The following is a 16,484-nucleotide window of genomic DNA, read 5'->3' as shown; positions in this document are numbered from 1 at the left end:
GAGGAGAAAACACGTCACAGGACGCGAATGATATCAGTTTGCCCCTGGCTTCACACTACCATTCCAAATGTGAGTACCTAGCTATCGCTCCTGCCAGCGATAGACGCTATAAAGCATGCCTCCGTCTGCGCTACGGTTGAGCGCAATCGTGGCAACAAGACCCGCCTTGAAGCCGTTACTCAGTTCCGCAGAAGATTCAATACTGATAACGGAGCCCGCATTGCTCATGACGCCTGGCGAAATCTTGTTTTGTAGTGCTTGGAGCAATGGCTCGGCGGCGAATGCGGCGTCCGGTACCCCCCTGCCGCTCCACAAAGTAACGAGTGGCAGAGTTCGCTGGTATAGATCGACATTCATCGATGTGACGTCTAAAAGCTCTTCCAAATGACCTAACGGCTTTCCTTCGATTCGGCGCTGAGAAAGCAGATCTGAAAATGAGGCCGCCTCGTGTTGCGTAGCCCCCATGAATCGAAGCAAGCTGGAAAAGTGATCCAGTTGACAAAAATTCAGATCCAGCTTGCCATGTTCGCTGCGAGCGGAGAATGTCAGGCGAATCCCGTCAAGATCGTATCGATGCTCTCTTCCATCGGCGATGAAAACATCAGGATCACTCAGTAAATTTTTTACCGCTAAGGCTATGCCGCTTTCAGCGGCGATCAGGGCCTTGCTTCGTTGTAACTCGTTATGGCTCTGACGATTCTCAATACGCACGCTCGACAATACACCAGCCATCAATAAACCAAGAACCGCAACAGCCCATAGCACGAGGATCAAGGCTGCTCCCTGTTGCCGACATGCAGCTAGTGTCTTCGCCCCCCATGGCATGCTTAATTACCTATCCGACTGATTTTCTGTGAAACAAAAGCAAATCTGAAGCCCAAATATTTTCTTCAAGCGGGAGCTATGCAGGCTCAGCCTTCGTGCCAATCCGACTAAGCTCACATTTATCCCTCGGACCAGTATCGCATACGAGGTGCGAGCTTCGTCAGCTTGGGTCGTTCAAGGCCATCACACATCAAGAAACCCATCCTTCGAGGCAGGTGAGGGTAAGTAGAAATGAGTGATTGATACCGTTCGACCGTTTTGGCCTCACTCTGCACCTAGCGCAATTGCACAACGCGACATCCTCTGTACTCCAGCCTCGAATCTTGCTAGATTCTAACGATCGCAAAAGCCACTTAGCAAATACAAGGAAGTATCATGCCCGTCACCAGCGTTCGCTCGTCGAAAATACCTCGGCGGCCTACCGAACAAATACCCCCAGATTACTAAATAAAAATTCGTCGCTATTCGTTTACCCTCGTAGACGCCCTTCAACAGCGGTTGTGCATCTTGTTAACCCGTCGCTAAGAAAGCAGTAAGTACATACTGCTCATTAACAAATCGTTATCAAAGCACCCCTCGACATGGGCTTCATGACCACGGAAGTAGGTTGAACCGAAAGCCTACTTTCTATCAGGCTGGATTGGTTATTGAACTACATCACAATCTTCAGCGCGCCATTTAATAAGCGGATGGCCAGCCAACAACATGCAACTCAACAAGCAACCTAACCTTTAACCTAAAATCAGACCAGCATGACCACACTTACAATATCAAAAGTAATGTTATCTTTGTCCCTATGCCTCTTTCTGATGGAGAACTCCAGTGCCCTAGGAACGAAAGACCCCGCAAATTCAAATGACGACAATTACAGATTGCCAGACACTGTCAACAACCTCCAAAGAGGAGAGTACATAGACAAAGTGGATACGGTCAATGGCAATCTGTTATTGACGCATAAAGATTTTTTTATACCAGGCCAAGGTGGTCTAGATATCACCGTATGGCGAAGATACGACATGCTGAAGCAGTCAGCCGGGCTGGGTGCCACTTTGAACTCTTCATATCGCTGGGCCGAGCTTGGACCAGGATGGAGTCTGGAGGTAGCGCCGAGAATCAGTGAAGTGAATACATACTTCACAGCTATAAGCGCCGGCGAAGCCCGCGTCGCTTATCTGAACGACATGCTTGTTGAGTTATGCACATCTAACAACACTCATGAGCAGACTACTAGCAATTGGACTAAAACTTCGAGGCATAGCCAATTTCCTGTGCTGGAAATTCCAGGGGGAGGAAGAGAAACCATTTACAGCATAGGAGCACATACAGGCAAAACCAAAAGCAACTGGAAGGTTGAATGCCTAAACAACACCGTTAGCGTTACATCACCCATGGGCATAAAATATGATTATGGGGACATTAGCGAACGAAGAATAGGCATTGCACACATGAGTGATACCTATTTTAATGAGGCCACAGAAGCATCAGACCCTATAAGAACTGAAACTTACATGGTTCCGAAAGAGGCTCGTGATTTAAATGGCAACATTTTAACCTTTACATACAAAACCCTTGGCAATGCTATCAAACCATGGAAAATGCCTGGGTATGATTTTCCCGACCTAGCTGCGTGGTTTTCGGAGGATCCAACGGCTTACGAGAAACCTGCTGTATTGCTAGCAACCATTAATGCTAACGACGGGAGATCCATATCGTTTGAGCATGACCCCACGACAGGCAGAATAATAACCGCCACTTCAAATTCAGGTAAAAAAATCAGCTACCAATACCAGGCGCCAGACACCCTGAACTCGCGCACACTTACACGCGTATCCTACAATACAGGAGAAACATGGCAATACAAATATGAACCTGGAAAATACATTGATGCATACCCCAACACAATCATTCCTTTAACACAAGCGAACATTACTGCAAGGAAACTAATAAGCGTCACATACCCCACCGGCGGGATTGTAAATTATAGTTATACCAACAGCAATCACGAAGCCCGTATTTCAAGAGGCGGACAGAGCTGGGGAGTATTTGATACTGCGGAAAAAATATCCTCTCGCACCTTATCAACGGGTGAAAGATGGTCCTATTCGTATATTAAAGGACAAAATGGGGCATATGACATCACGACGGTCACCGGCCCTGAGGGTATCACCACATATAAATACGTTGGTCCGTCCTACAAACTCACCACTGCGTTACCGGGAGTGCCAGAAGAGACGCTGTGGATGATTGGATCCCTCGTAGAAAAAGTTGATCCTTTAGGGAATATAGAAAAATACAAATGGCAGCCGAGGGTCATCACCGGAGGTAATGAATTAATAGTCGATCTTGGGTATGGAATGGACACCCAGATCCGTGCAGCGGATTTAGCCGAGAAAAGTATTCTACTTGACGGTCTTACGTACAAGACTACTTACAGTGATTATGATTTATTTGGCGATGTCGGCACTATTACAGAAAACGGGCCAACAGGTAATATTCGAGTTACCAAAAATACTTACGTCAACGATACGAGTAAATGGATCATTGGCCTTCACAAAAGTGAATCGTCGGCCGCTGGCGACATGAATCAGACGTTTGATGTTAACGGTCGCGTGTTATCTGTGAGCAAAAATGGCGTCACCACTGCGTTCACGTACGACAGCAACGGTAATACTGCGAGCAAAACCATGCCTGGCGGCGGGGTATATAAATACTCCAACTATAAGCTAGGAACGCCGCAAACCGAGCTCTTACCGCAAAACATCACGATCAGCAGAACTGTAGATAATGCAGGTAACGTCACAGCTGAGACCAATGGTGAAGGGGCTACCACTAAATTCACTTACGACACCATGAATCGAGTGACATCCATTACACCTGCTCTTGGCAATGTCAAAACCATTACCTACACTCCAAATAGTCGTATCGCAACTCGAGGTCCATTAGTGGAAAGCACGGTGTATGATGCCTTTGCTCGTGTTGCCAGTGTTACCCTGGGAGGTATTACAACACGTTATCAACATGATGGACTGGGGCGACGTACTTTCGTGTCTGACCCTGATGTCACTACTGGCACCCGTTACCAATATGATGCCTTAGGGCGTATTACACGTATAACTAATGCCGACAACTCGTTTGAAAGCATTGCTTACAAAGACGGTAGCCGCTCAGTAACCGATGAGCGTGGCAAGGTAACCACCTACAATTATCAAGCTTATGGCGACCCGAGCAAGAAACAATTGATGAGCATCATTGCCCCGGAGAGTAGTGCAAACATCGCCTTCACCCGCAATGCACAGGATCAGATAGCAACTATCTCACAAGGTGGTTTTATCCGTAACTATACCTATAACAGCAACGCGTATCTCACTTCCGCTTCAAATCCAGAAACCGGCGTCACTACCTATGGGCGTGATATAGCCGGAAACATGACGAGCAAGAAAACCGGAGCTTCAGGCGTGACCACCTACACGTACGACAAGTTGAATCGCCTGATCACTACGACTTATCCCGGCTCAACACCGGCAATCACCAACACCTACAACAAGAACAGCAAACTGCTGACCAGCAATACCAGCGGCGGCAATCGCAGCTTCGCCTACGACGCCGCAGGCAACCTGACCCAGGAAAGTCTGGCATTGGACGGCAAGGTGTTCACTGCCAAATATGCCTACAACGGCAATGATCAGTTGAGCAGCATCACCTACCCGCAATCCGGTCGTGTGGTGAGCTACACACCCGACGCACTGGGGCGGCCCACCACGGTTTCAGGCTACGTCACCAACGTGAAGTATTGGCCGTCTGGATTGATTCAAAGCATCACCTACAGCAGCGGTGCCGTATCCACTTATGGCCAGAATGCGCGCCTGTGGCCGTCCAGTTTCAGCACTCTAAGAACAGGCACAGCCGGCGTCTACCTCAGCAGCACCTACACCTATGATGGCGTCGGAAACTTAACCACAATCAAAGATGCCGCTGACAGCAACTTCAACCGCACGCTGGGCTACGACAACATCAACCGCTTGACCAGCGCTGTGGGTTTCTGGGGCCAGGGCAGCATCTCCTACGACGGTGGCGGCAATCTCACCAAGCAAACCCTCGGGCAATCCAGTCTCGCCTACACCTATGACACCAGTAACCGTCTCAGCAGTGTAAGTGGATTGCGGGCCAGCACCTTTGGCTACGACGCCTACGGCAACGTCAGCAGCAGCCAAGGCAACACCTACAGCTATAACGACGTGCCCAATCTCATCTGCATCAACTGCGCTGTTCCTGCGAAAAAGGTGGAATACAGCTATGACGGCCTCAACCACCGCAGTGCCGTGACCAAGGCCAGCGGTAAGGTTTACGAGATGCACGACTCCAATGGCAAACCGTTGATCGAACTGAATGCAGGCGTGCTCACCGAGTACCTCTATCTGGGTGACAAGCGCATCGCCCAGCGGGTCAGCCCATGAGCCGGAAAAAAGGAGAGAGACACATGGATGCTTTGAAGAAGCTGGGCAAGAAACTCGGCGTAGGTCTGCTGGCCCTAATACTAAACAACGTGGCCATCGCCGACACCATCACCTATTTTCACAACGACATTTCGGGCACCCCGATGGCTGCCACGGATGCCGCTGGCAACCTGCTGTGGAAGGAAAACTACAAGCCTTATGGGGACAAGCTGAATCGCTCGGCGCCCAGCAGCAGCAACAAGATCGGCTACCACGGCAAAGCCTATGACGATGCCACTGGCTTGTCGTACATGGGAGCCCGCTACTACGACCCGGTGCTAGGCCGGTTTATGGGCGTTGATCCGGTCGATTTTCAGACGGACAACCTCCATAGCTTCAATCGTTATGCTTACGCCAACAACAATCCTTACAAATATGTGGATCCTGACGGACGTTTTGCGTTTCTGGCGGTTCCAGCTTTTTACGCGCTCACTGCGCTTGCAGGCGCGCTCACAGTGAACACAATGCTCAATGGCGGCGCCGGAAAATCGGGCGATGATTTTAGCTTTGGGGGCTCACCGGGATCGGCGACTCAAATCTCAGATGTGCCAACCTCCACGACCTACAATAATGAAAGTACAAAAGGAGACCGCGAGGGAAGCGGCTTCCCCGACCGTGAATTGCCGCGAGACCGAAATGGTAATCCTGTTCGGGATCCAGAAGCTGAAGGAGCGCATACTCAACTTGGTCAAAAGGAAGGTCGTCGCGGTAAATACGATCAAGGACGGGAATGGGATGCCAATGGGCGCCCAGTGAAGGATATTGACTTTACGGATCACGGACGACCAAAGAATCACACGAATCCGCATGAGCATCCTTATTTGCCCAATCCGACAGGTGGCACGCTTCAACATGGCCCTGCACGACCATTGCAAAACTAAGATAAGGATATAAATATGCTTGAAGTACCGATGTATCGAGTGAATGGGACTCGTGCTCAACTGGCAGATTTTCTAGCAAAGGTACCAGTAAATAGCTGGATTTGGAGCATTATCGAATTTGATGGCGTCGGCCAAATGCCGTCGAATTATTCAGTTCTTGAGTTTCAGAAAAAATTACGTGAACAACCTCGCGGCCTAGTTCTGACTTGGAGCGGAATTTTAAAATTCGCAGAAACAATTGAGTACACTATCGATTGCTTAATCGTTGCCGTATCGAGTATTGATAAGCTGGAGGTCGACAAACTATTAGCCGATGACTTCCAAGGCTGTGAAGTCGCCCTTCGTGCCATTGATAGCACAGAGTGGATTCTATTTTCCTCAAGTCAAACATTGTTAAATAAGTTGGAAGAAGCGGCGCTGCATTCTTAGCTCCTATCTAGATGCGCTCGCGCCACTGTCGAGCCAGTATTGCGATTGAGTGCTGGCTCATACTCTATGCTAGGCATTGTACGAAAAGTACTGTCTCAAACGCCGCATGGCGCAAGCCAGTGAGACCATCGCCGCTGATACACCGTCGTCCATGGGCCGAAGCGCTCCGGCATGTCTCGCCACGCAGCACCCGAGCAGAGCACCCAGAGCACACCATCGAGCATCAAGCGGTCGCTCAGGCGCGGCCGCCCTCGGCCATGAGTTTCGATTAAGAGGTCGGAGACCACACCCCAGACCTCATCCGAGAGTTCGTAACGCTTTGCCATCACAGAATTCCTTTCCGTCGATGGCGGAGGACTCTACAAAATCTCAGCGTTTGAGGGCGGCAATTGGGTTTCTCGGGATTTCGTACAGAACCTAGTCGACCAGACGCAGCCAGCCGCCAGTGCGGAGATCCACTAGCGAAGACTCGTCCAATACCACTCGAAAGCGCCCAGTGCGAAGACGTCGAGCCTGGAGCCGGCGTGTGCTTGGGCTTTCGAGGCACATAAGCAGCAGGGTAAGTGCGGAAACAATACAGTCGATCGCCACACAATCGCTGACATTGAGAATCACAGGCACAAAAAAAGCCACTCATCTGAGTGGCTTTTTTTTGAATCTTGGAGCGGGAAACGAGACTCGTATCTGGCGTCCGACCCATTGAAATCTAAGGGGTTTCTTTTCTTGCCCGAGCAGGAAAAGACTTAATTCTGGACTTGTTATTTGGGAGGATCAAGAGCCAACCATGAATGAAAAGTCAGTGCTCTGAGCCAATCTTCGTCTTTTTTCAGTAGCGCTTGTAAATCCGGAGAAAGCAGCATCGGTGAAAAAGCACTGACATGCGTGTTTTCCGGCCCGAGCACCCCCTTGGATTACAAGTCACGCGGATGTTGTCAAGGACACGGTGGCTTTTATGGGGGCATTCAGTTTTTGGTCAGGTGTCTCGTATTGTCGCCGCGTCGTTGTTTAATAGAGTTCGGGGGCCGATTGGCAATACTGGCAGGGCGCATGACCATTACGTACGACTTTCTCTCTGTGAAACTGTCGAGTTGACGGCCTCTTTGTTACCCTGAATGGGCTTCTCGCTTCTGTTTCCAGCGCTGGTGTCGAGATCCTGAAACACATTTCCCCACAGAACCGACCTGGCTAGTATCGTTCTCGACGATCAGCTTGGTATCGCCGAGTTCCTCCTTGGGAGGCGACGAGCGCAAGCCGTCGAAGAGGTTGCGGGCAGGCGTCGCGGCTTGCCGACGCTGCAGCTGCAGCTGCGCAATGCCTACCCTGATGGGGCTCAGCGCGGCTGAAGACGCAGCAGTTTGCCATCCTGTTCGTCGGTGAGCACGTAGAGCAGGCCGTCAGGGCCCTGCCTGACATCCCGAACGCGGGCATGCCCGTCCTCCAGCAACTTGTGCTCGGCCACGACCTTACCGTCTTTCAGTTCGATACGGTCGAGGTAACCGAACTTGAGCGAACCGACGAAGAGATTGCCCTTCCATGCCGGCCCATAACGGTCGCTAGTCAGGAAGGCCATGCCGGACGGCGCGATCGAGGGCACCCAATAATGCAGCGGCTGCTCCATGCCGTCCTTGGCGGTCAGGCCGTCGCCAATCTTCCCGCCGCCATAGTTTTCGCCGTAGGTTATGACCGGCCAACCGTAGTTGCGACCCGCCAGCGGAACGTTGATCTCGTCGCCGCCCTGCGGACCGTGATCGTTCATCCAGAGGCGGCCGTCCGGACCGAGCGTAGCGCCCTGGCTATTGCGATGGCCATAGCTCCAGATCTCTGGCAAGGCACCGGGGCGGCCGACGAAAGGGTTGTCGGTCGGCACCACGCCGTCCTTCTGGATGCGCACCACTTTGCCCAAGTGGTTATCGAGCTCCTGCGCATCCTCCTTCCGGCTGTAACGCTCCCCCAACGTGACGAAAAGCGTCCCGTCCTTCGCCTCGACGATGCGGCAGCCGAAATGCGCGGAGCTGCTCACTTTCGGTCGCTGACTGAAAATCACCTGCAGGTTGTCGAGACGCACCATGTTGCTCGACAGCGTCGCGCGTGCCACTGCCGTGCTATTGCCCGCGCCACCAGCAGGCGGTTCGGAAAAGCAGAAGTAGACCATGCGATTCACGTCGAAAGCACTGTCGGTCACCACATCCAGCAGCCCGCCCTGCCCGCCTGCCGCGATCGCCGGCAGCCCCTCAACCGGCGGGCCGATGCTCCCATCGGCACCAACCACCCGAAGCCGTCCCGGCCGTTCTGTCACCAAGTAGCGATGTGCCGGCAGAAAGGCCACTGCCCAGGGATTCTCTAATCCGGTTGCCACCCGCTCAGCCCGCACCTCGGCGGCCAGCGCGCTGGCAGCAAAACCCATGGCAAGAAATGCTGGGACCAGAACCCACTCAAGTTTCAGATTCATGTCTGTTCCAATAGTTGATTTGACAGCCGCTAGCACACCCTACGAAGAAAGATATAAATTAGTAAATCTGTGCGCTACGCATGTGCATCCAGATATTTCTCTGCTTTTGCGATCCCGTTAATGCGCCGAAGTTTCTGCATCGTGAAGACGCCCCCCTGCGTCCGAACGCCAATGGCGGGAGGCTTCGACGCCAGGTGTTTAGGCACGGCGCCTCAAGTCGGCGGCTCGCTGAACTTGGCGACGAACGTCTCTATGAAGCTCGGTGATCCGGCGAGGGTCAGCGTCACTTCGTGCCAGCCTCCCAGCTCGACGGTCACTGCAGGTCGTGGTCCCACACTACACGCCCACTGAGGTATTTCATCTCGCCCCACCGAGAACGCGTGCGCCACCGCGCCCGTGGTAACGGAGCCTGCGTCAGTCAGCGCACTTGGTCACGACCCTGCCGTCGACCGACGGATGTACCGGGAATGGCGCCATGGCCTCGAACACGCCGTCGCGTCGCACCAGCGCGTGGAACAGAGCGGCCCCGAGGTGCAGCAGGATCAGCGCGAAGAAGCAGAACGAGAGGAACTTATGAGCGTTCCACAGCCGGCTGTGCAGGCCGGCGTCGGGCGACACGATGGCGGGCAGATGCAGCCCGGCGACGAGCACCGGGTAGTCCGCCGCCGACAACATGGCCCAACCAAGCAAGGGCATCGCGAGCATCAGCACATAGAACGCGACATGCGAGAGTTTGGCGGCGAGCTTCATCGGCTCGGGCATGTCACGCGGCAACGGCGGCGCACCAAGGCGCCAGCGGACGATCAGACGCAGCACCGCGAGCACGAGGATCGCAATACCCAACGGCTTGTGGATCGAGACCAGCATCAAGTACGCGGGCGTGATCGTCGAGACCATGCCGACGCCGATGAACAGCATCGCGAGGATGCAGATCGCCATGCCCCAATGAAGCGCCCGCTGCAACGGCGCGAATTGCTGGTTGACTTGGCTCATGGCTTGGCTCCGGCGGTGGTGGTGGTGATGATGGACGGGGTGCGCGGATAGTCTTTTTCTTCGGCGGTCCGGCGGTTGTACGAGACCGAATAAGCGGCCGAACGTGCGGCGGGGAAAGGGTCGTCGGATGTGCGCATGCCAGCCGGCAGCACGGTGGGATCGAAGTTGATGTCGCGGCATGAGCCATCGGCCTCGGGCTCAATCTTCGTCACCGACAGGGTGCCGACGCCGACGCTGCGGCGATCTTCCGGCCAAGCCTTGCTCGGGTCGGAGGTCGGGTCGCCCGGGCCGGCGACCATGACCGTCATAGCCCAGCGCTGCGTAGCCTTCGCGACGCGCTCGGTGATGTCGGCCAGCAGGAAATCGGGCTCGCGCTTCTTGAGTTCGTCGCTCGAGACCGGCACAGGTATGGCGGCCGGCTTAAAGGACCAGCGCACGGCTTGGTCTTGGCCCTGCGCGTTAGTGAAGACGAAGCTGTTGATGCCGTTGTAGCGGTCTTCGGCGTACGAGCTGGTGAACGGCGCGCTGCCAGCCCACTGGCTAAACGCGCCGATCTCGGGGTGCGCAGTGGCGAAGTTCTTCAACGCATCCGGATGGCTCTTGTCGGCGGAAGCCACCTGCAAATCGTAGAAAGCCTGCGGCGTCGCGACCGGGAAGAACGGCGCATTGATCATCGCGGAGCGCCACTCCTGGCCGTCGGGCGTTCGGATGCGCAGGCTCAGGGAGCGCACGCGCGCCGTGCCATCGGGCGCTTTGAGGTCGGGCGAGGCGAGATTGAAGCGGCCGGTCACGGGATAGGTGCCGGCGGCGAACATCTGTGCCTTGGACAAATCGCTGCCCGCGCCGTTGGCCTCGAAGGTACCGGTGAAGCAGATACCCTTGGCATGGGCGCGGCGGAAACCGAGAGCCGGTCCGGCGGGCGGCGCCAGCACCTCGACGATCTTGGTCGGCGTGAGGCGCGCGGGTGTCAACCAACCGGCTGTGTATGCGAACGCGGCGCCGACGGCGACAACCACCGCCGCGATCAGTACGAGCGGCCCTAGAAAAGACTTATTGGAGTGAGGATGTCGCTCGTTCATCGAAATTTCTTCCGGAGTGCGGGGTGGAGAGTTCTGTAACGAATTTAACGCTTTACTCAAAACCTTGTGCGAAGTCGCTACGGCGCTGAAGACTTCTATACGCACCGACCAGCAACGTTACGTTGCCGCCGGCCGCGCGGCGAAGAAGCAGTACAAGTGGCGACGATCCTATTCCCCCAAGCAAAACTGCACAGCGAGGTGATGGTGAATCTGCATCCGGGCTCCAGAGTGATGCTCTGCGACGCGTTTTGTCTGCCCCCTCAACGGGGTGCCGGCTTCTTTGATTTCTACCGTGCCGACCTGGAAGTACGCTGGCCGGAGATAAGCTTGGCGCTTAATGGGCAAGATATACTGCGGCATATGCCGGGTGTCAGTCATGCCTTCCAAGCGCTGGCGACGTTTATGCTCGTAGATCAGGGCTTGCCTGTCGAAGCGCCGAAAAGTGCCTGCGCATGCCCTTCCCCACTCATCCCGGTCTGGGGGTCAGCGCATTGCCCAACGATTGCGGGGCAGCAATCACTCTCTTATCGTTAATCTAAAGTTCCATAACTCTCTAGCCATCTTGGCTCTAAAAAGCACTATTAACGGCGCATCGCGTAATGGCTACCTATACATGGTTTGAAAATATCACGAGCTTAGTGGGCTCAATCATGCAGCCACGTGCTAGGCCCTATGAATAAAAGCACGCAATGCAAGAAATCACCGCGCTTCGATGGCACATCAACACAGTGATTTAGTGCCCGCTCAACTACGAGCGAGCACGACTCACAACTAAGCAACATGCTTGAGACGATTACCGTTACCGATTCAGGGCTTGCATTTTTTCTTTTGGAAAAACCTGCCAGCCCACAATCTGGATGAAGTATTACTGTTCGGCCAGCGGCTAATTTTTCAAATGGTCTCTTGCCCCTACAGACCTGAAGAACGGGTTTAGAAGCAGCTTCCGCAGGAAGCGCCGGAACGGAAACAGAGGTTGTGATCTCTCTTTCGACGCAGCCCAACAAGCCTTGACCAAACAAGCTTTCACGTCCGTTAAGCCTGGCGGATGTCCTCTACAAGGTCTCCTCCATCGCCTGTCCCAGACCGAGTCACTCGAATCGGCGACCAACGCAGCCTGCGGCGGGTTTTCCGCCGGTCATATAGCAAGGCTGAGCTGATGCAGGCGGACCGAATACTTCCATGTACGGGACTCGATGATCAATGGTCATCGCAGCGTGGTGATATGTCATTCGAACAAGCATGAATTCATCGGGATAGGTTTCCATTTCGAACCGCCTGGGACTTGGGGGCGCGATTATCCAATAGCGTGCATAGATGCTTGCAATTTCATGGGATGTTTTGGGGCAGGGACTGGCATACATTAGTTGGCAAAGCCAATCCCGACGCGCGACGCCATTTGCGAAACGAATATTCCTCATGAAAAGTCTATGACGCCTACGCCGACGACAAGCCCTGCTGCTCGACGGGTATTCAGGCTGGCAGGAACAATCTCAACTACATGTAAGGCAAGCACATGCAACTGACACAGGAATGGGACAAGACTTTCGCCAAGAGCGACAAGGTGGACCATAAGAAGATCACCTTCACGAACCGCTATGGCATCACCCTGGCGGGCGACCTGTACCAACCGAAGAGCGCCAGCGCAAAGCTGGCAGCTATTGTCGTCTGTGGCCCGTTCGGCGCGGTAAAGGAGCAGTCCTCCGGGCTCTATGCGCAAACCATGGCCGAGCGCGGCTTTGTCACGCTGGCCTTCGATGCATCCTACACCGGGGAAAGCAGCGGTGAGCCGCGCAACGTCGCCTCACCAGACATCAACACCGAGGACGTAAGCGCGGCAGTTGATGCTCTCAGCCTGCAACCCTCCGTTGATCGCGAACGGATTGGCGTCATCGGCATCTGCGGTTGGGGTGGCATGGCGCTGAATGCCGTGGCCTTGGATAAGCGCGTCAAGGCGGTTGTCGCCAGCACCATGTACGACATGACCCGCGTCATGTCCAAGGGCTACAACGATAGCGTAACCCTCGAACAGCGCACGCAAGGGCTCGAACAACTGAGCGCACAACGTTGGGTCGACGCGGAAAATGGTGCCCCTGCTTACCAGCCCCCCTACAACGAACTGAGGGGTGGTGAAGCGCAGTTCATGGTCGATTATCACGATTACTACAGCACGACCCGCGGACACCATCCGCGCGCGGTCAACTCGGGCAACTCCTGGACGGTCACTACACCGCTGTCGTTCATGAACATGCCGATCCTGACCTACATCGCGGAAATTTCTCCACGCCCGGTCCTGTTCATCCATGGTGAAAACGCCCACTCGCGCTACTTCAGCGAAACCGCCTACGCGGCCGCGGCGCAGCCAAAAGAGCTGATGATCATTCCAGAGGCCAGCCACACCGATCTGTACGATCGTGTGGACGTGATTCCTTTCGACAAGCTGACGACCTTCTTCACGCAGCACCTGGCCACGGCGGCAGGCGCCGCTTGACGCATTGAAGCGGCCGCATCCTGGCGAGCGAAATGCCACGATGCGGCTGAACTGGCTGGCGCGCCCTACGGTATGGACTCATGCCACTCAACACTTCTGACTTTCCAGTGGGGATCGCAACCAGAACTGGCAATAGACCACTCGCTGAGGGGCATTAGCGCCATATTGCTGCGCGAATTCGCGCTCGAAACCTACGAGTTCACGTGCAGGCGCGGCAACGCGTCTGGCCCATTTTCCGCATTGCAAGGAGAACAACATGCAGAGCAAACACGTTGACGTCGGTGCAGGCGGCACTCTCTCCTCTCTTGGCGCTGCAAGCCGTAGGCATTCCTGGCACCGGCGGGCCATGCGACAGCTTGGAATGCCGCTGGTTCTCCTTGCACTGTGCAGCGGCCATCCCGCCCACGCCGCCAGCACTGCGCTGCCCGTGGCCGCGGAGCAGGATGTCACTCAAGCACCCAATAAATCGGATGAATCACGCCTGTGGATGACCGTCGGGGAACGTCGCTTCGCCATCACCCTTGCCAACAACGAGGCCACTCGCGCATTCGCTGCCACGCTGCCGCTGACACTGGACATGGAGGACCTCCACGGAAACGAGAAGAAAAAAGAACTGCCTGAAGCGCTGCCCACCAGTGAGAGCCGGCCCGGCACGATCCGCAACGGAGACCTTATGCTTTGGGGATCGCGCACCGTGGTCATCTTTTACAAGACCTTCGACTCAGCTTACTCATACACCCGTCTGGGCCGCGTGGACGATCCGACTGGCCTGGCCCAAGCGCTCGGCAGTGGCGATGTTCGGGTGATGTTTTCCCAATAGCAGCGTGCGCTGACAAAGTAGTCCCCACGCGCTCAACACCGACCTGAAATACCGCGTCATCGTCTGCTGCATCTCCTTCGCAGCCCGAATCCAGAGAGAGAGAGATCATGATCAAAGACAAAGTAGTCATCATTACCGGCGCATCGTCCGGAATCGGCGAGGCAACCGCCAAGCTGCTCGCGAGCAAGGGCGCAAAAATCGTGCTCGGCGCCCGTCGAGAAGACAAGCTCAAGCAGATCGCGGACGAGATTCTCCTGAACGGAGGCCAAGTGGTCTATCAAGCGCTGGACGTGACCAAGCAAGAGGACAACAACAGCATCGTCCGCCTGGCCAAAGAAAGGTTCGGTCGCGTGGACGTGATTTTCCTGAATGCAGGGCTGATGCCAAACTCCCCCCTGTCCGCACTGAAGACCGAAGACTGGCACCAAATGATAGATGTCAACGTCAAGGGCGTTTTGAATGGTGTGGCAGCGGTGCTACCCGAGTTCCTGGCACAGAAGGCTGGGCACGTCATCACTACCTCGTCGGTGGCGGGACTAAAGGCCTATCCGGGCGGCGCCGTCTATGGCGGGACGAAGTGGTTCGTTCGCGACTTCATGGAGGTGCTGCGCATGGAATCCGCCATGGAAGGCAATAACATCCGCACCGCGACGATCTACCCGGCCGCCGTCAAGACGGAACTGCTGGCGACGATCAGCGATAAGCTGGCGCTTGACCAGATGCAGGACATCTATGACAAGTACGGCATTTCTCCAGACCGAATCGCCAACATCGTCGCCTTCGCGATCGACCAGCCCGATGACACGACAATCAACGAGTTCACAGTTGGCCCTGCGAACCAGCCTTGGTGAGTGCATTGCATTCACGCAAGGCGTCCGACAGCCCACCACTGTCCTGACAAGGAGCTTTCATGAAGACCGTACCACTAGGATCAACCGACACTCGGGTTCCCAACGTCGTCGCGGGCATGATGCGCATCGCCGGCAGCACCGATGACCAGATCCGCGCGCTCTACACCGCGGCGCGCGAATCGGGCATCAATTTTTTCGATCACGCCGACCTCTACGGATTCAACCATCCCGACGGTGGCCCGCACTTGTGCGAACGCCGGTTCGGCGAGGCGCTGCGACTCAGCAGCGCCGAGCGCGAGCAGATCTTCCTCCAGTCCAAAACCAGTATTGTCGCCGACCCGTGGCACTACGATCAGTCCTATGAGCACATCGTGGCGTCGGCCGAGAGGTCGCTGAAAGCGCTCGGTAGCGACTATCTGGATGTGCTACTGCTGCACCGGCCCGACGCACTCGTGGAACCGGAAGAAGTCGCCCGCGCCTTCGACCATCTGGAGTCCACCGGAAAGGTCCGCGCATTCGGAGTTTCCAACCATACGCCCCGTCAAATCGATCTGCTCAAAACCGCCGTGACCCAACCGATCCTGGCCAACCAGGTCCAGCTTTCGGTGACGCATTCGACGATCGTCGCCCAGGGCCTGTCGTCGAACATGACCGGATTCGACGACTCAATTACTCGTGACGGTGGCGGCATTGTCGACTACGCGAGGATCAACAAAATCACGCTGCAGGCGTGGTCTCCATTTCAGAAAGCCTTTCAGGATGGGGTGTTCTTCGACTCTCCCGACTATCCGGAACTTAACGCTGAACTCAAACGACTCGCTGCACAGTACGACGTCACTCCGACCGCGATCGCTACAGCCTGGATCACCCGTCATCCCGCCGGCATCCAAGTCGTACTGGGTACCACGAGACCCGAGCGCCTAGTCGAGGCAGCCGCGGGCTCGAATATTCCGCTCACCCGCCCCGAATGGTACGGGCTTATCCGAGCGGCAGGTCACAACGTTCCCTGAACGCACCCGGACGTCGAAAGTGGCGCCTGTCCCTCTGATTACTAGCCCCACAACGGCGTTAACACCAGAGCTCTGCTTGGATCATGCACGCCGAAGCGTAATGATCGAAAACAAGGACCACCTCTTCACGAACCACTTCTCCCCGACGGGGACTCCTTGTGTATGG

12 protein-coding genes and 1 pseudogene are annotated in these 16,484 nt (G+C 55.2%); 8 read left to right on the top strand and 5 right to left on the bottom strand.

Annotated elements, in window-relative coordinates; all coding sequences use genetic code 11:
* Positions 1–81 precede the first annotated feature (81 nt).
* Positions 82–765: a type II secretion system protein GspK gene (locus tag J4E63_RS09430; RefSeq protein WP_310650709.1), complete on the bottom strand. Its 684-nt coding sequence runs from the start codon at positions 763–765 to the stop codon at positions 82–84.
* 1,076 nt (positions 766–1,841) lie between these two features.
* Here J4E63_RS09430 and J4E63_RS30845 point away from each other — a divergent pair.
* The 3 genes from J4E63_RS30845 to J4E63_RS09415 are packed head-to-tail and all read left to right on the top strand — an operon-like array spanning position 1,842 to position 6,628.
* A complete protein-coding gene (locus tag J4E63_RS30845) occupies positions 1,842–5,279 on the top strand; it encodes an RHS repeat domain-containing protein (protein WP_259333657.1) in 3,438 nt (1,145 codons plus the stop codon).
* Between the two features lie 23 nt (positions 5,280–5,302).
* Entirely contained in the window at positions 5,303–6,199 is an 897-nt protein-coding gene (locus tag J4E63_RS30840; protein WP_259333656.1) for an RHS repeat-associated core domain-containing protein, read from the top strand.
* A gap of 15 nt (positions 6,200–6,214) precedes the next feature.
* On the top strand, positions 6,215–6,628 hold the full coding sequence (locus J4E63_RS09415; RefSeq protein WP_207281714.1) for a hypothetical protein: 414 nt from the start codon (positions 6,215–6,217) through the stop codon (positions 6,626–6,628).
* Positions 6,629–6,759: 131 nt separating this feature from the next.
* Here J4E63_RS09415 and J4E63_RS09410 read toward each other — a convergent pair.
* The 4 genes and pseudogenes from J4E63_RS09410 to J4E63_RS09395 all read right to left on the bottom strand — a co-directional run.
* Positions 6,760–6,954, bottom strand: a pseudogene (locus J4E63_RS09410) (transposase); the annotation flags it as partial.
* A 1,004-nt stretch (positions 6,955–7,958) separates the two neighbouring features.
* A complete protein-coding gene (locus J4E63_RS09405; protein WP_207281713.1) occupies positions 7,959–9,077 on the bottom strand; it encodes a PQQ-dependent sugar dehydrogenase in 1,119 nt (372 codons plus the stop codon).
* Between the two features lie 414 nt (positions 9,078–9,491).
* Entirely contained in the window at positions 9,492–10,070 is a 579-nt protein-coding gene (locus J4E63_RS09400; RefSeq protein ID WP_060742991.1) for a cytochrome b, read from the bottom strand.
* Positions 10,067–11,149 (bottom strand): catalase family peroxidase, encoded by a 1,083-nt coding sequence (locus J4E63_RS09395; protein WP_060742992.1) that lies wholly within the window; start codon positions 11,147–11,149, stop codon positions 10,067–10,069. Before J4E63_RS09395 ends, J4E63_RS09400 begins: the two co-directional genes overlap by 4 nt.
* A 201-nt stretch (positions 11,150–11,350) precedes the next feature.
* On the opposite strand from J4E63_RS09395, the gene J4E63_RS31205 reads away from it, so the two are divergent.
* From J4E63_RS31205 to J4E63_RS09375, 5 genes are all read left to right on the top strand, one after another.
* On the top strand, positions 11,351–11,683 hold the full coding sequence (locus tag J4E63_RS31205; protein WP_371919202.1) for a hypothetical protein: 333 nt from the start codon (positions 11,351–11,353) through the stop codon (positions 11,681–11,683).
* 979 nt (positions 11,684–12,662) lie between these two features.
* Entirely contained in the window at positions 12,663–13,637 is a 975-nt protein-coding gene (locus J4E63_RS09390; protein ID WP_060742994.1) for an alpha/beta hydrolase, read from the top strand.
* Positions 13,638–13,893: 256 nt separating this feature from the next.
* Entirely contained in the window at positions 13,894–14,457 is a 564-nt protein-coding gene (locus J4E63_RS09385) for a cyclophilin-like fold protein (RefSeq protein ID WP_310650538.1), read from the top strand.
* Positions 14,458–14,564: 107 nt separating this feature from the next.
* Positions 14,565–15,308, top strand: a complete 744-nt coding sequence (locus tag J4E63_RS09380) for an SDR family oxidoreductase (protein WP_060742995.1) — start codon at positions 14,565–14,567, stop codon at positions 15,306–15,308.
* Between the two features lie 59 nt (positions 15,309–15,367).
* Complete coding sequence (locus tag J4E63_RS09375; protein WP_060742996.1) at positions 15,368–16,318, top strand: aldo/keto reductase family oxidoreductase; 951 nt, start codon at positions 15,368–15,370, stop codon at positions 16,316–16,318.
* Positions 16,319–16,484 lie beyond the last annotated feature (166 nt).

This window comes from Pseudomonas sp. FW300-N2F2 (assembly GCF_017351655.1).
GTDB classification, from domain to species: domain Bacteria; phylum Pseudomonadota; class Gammaproteobacteria; order Pseudomonadales; family Pseudomonadaceae; genus Aquipseudomonas; species Aquipseudomonas fluorescens_AA.
This window is presented reverse-complemented; position numbering and strand designations above follow the sequence as displayed.